We start from the raw sequence: 596 nt of genomic DNA on the forward strand, positions 1-596 counted from the left end.
TAGGAAGCCTTACCGGTTTTCGTACCGGAACGGAAAGTGAAATCCATGCTTACACTTTCCCCGCTTTTGGCTATCTGCAGATTCTGGAATGTATATTTCAAAGCGGACAAATCGCTGATAAGTGCCGCAAACAGAACATCCATACTGGCTGATATAGCCTTGTTCCGTGAATACTGCCATACTTTATTCTCACCAATCCACTCACCGAAGAAATAGTTCGGATTTGCTCCCGTGATAGTATACTCAGGATGATTAACCGCATTGAACTGCTGCGCATCCTCATCGTATACAAACTCCTGAACCTCAACACCGCCCACGGCATCGAATACATCACGGAAACGCAGATAGTACTTGCCATCATGCTTAGTTATAAGATAAGGATGGAAACTCTCATATATTATGGCATCCTTTCCAAACGGATATATATTGGGAATACCCTTGAATATGGTATCTATGCGAAATACATTCTCACCGATATTGAGCAAGGTATAGTTGGGAGCGCCGGACGGGAACACCGTATTACGGAAAGAATTGATGTCGGCCATATATGTCGAGAAATCGGTATCTGCCGGCAGACGGACGATTCTGTCGTAAAC

Annotated in this window: 1 protein-coding gene; it reads right to left on the bottom strand. The window is 44.3% G+C overall.

The features are described 5' to 3' along the window. A partial coding sequence (locus MoGM_RS13040; protein ID WP_199181776.1) for a hypothetical protein occupies window positions 1–596 on the bottom strand: 596 nt, incomplete at both ends.

It is taken from the genome of Prevotella sp. MGM1, from assembly GCF_002933775.1.
Lineage (GTDB): Bacteria > Bacteroidota > Bacteroidia > Bacteroidales > Bacteroidaceae > Prevotella.